At 62.4% G+C, this 449-nt stretch carries 1 pseudogene; it reads right to left on the bottom strand.

The features are described 5' to 3' along the window. Positions 1-288 (bottom strand): annotated as a pseudogene (locus QWI17_RS08920) (hypothetical protein); the annotation flags it as partial. Positions 289-449 lie beyond the last annotated feature (161 nt).

The following is a 449-nucleotide window of genomic DNA, read 5'->3' as shown; positions in this document are numbered from 1 at the left end:
GATCACTCGGTAGCCGGCCTTGCTAAGCGCCTCGATGGTGGTTTCCCAGGTAGCGGCGCAGAAGTTCTTGCCGTGCATCAACACCACGCTGTGGCCGTTGGCCTGGCCTTGTGCAGGCACGTCCATGTAGCCCATCTGCAGGGCCTGGCCCTGGGACTTGAAGTCGAAATGCTGGAGCGGATGCGGGTAGCGGAAACCTTCGAGCTGGGGGCCGAAGGTGGGCGATTCGGCAGCGACGGCCGAACCGCCGGCCAGGCACGCCAAGGCCAGAGCTGTTGCGCGCAGCATGGGGGAACTCCCTGTAGAACCTTGTAGGAAAAAAGCACTGTAACAGCCCATGGACCAAGGGGAGGGCGAAAGGTGTTACCGAGCGTGAAACCAGCCCAGGGTGATCATGGTGAGCACTGCATAGCGCCCTGCTTTGGCCACGCTCACCAGCAGCAGGAAGC

This window comes from Gilvimarinus gilvus (assembly GCF_030518155.1).
GTDB lineage: Bacteria > Pseudomonadota > Gammaproteobacteria > Pseudomonadales > Cellvibrionaceae > Gilvimarinus > Gilvimarinus gilvus.
The sequence above is the reverse complement of the archived record's forward strand: the minus strand, read 5'-3'. Positions and strand labels throughout refer to the sequence as shown.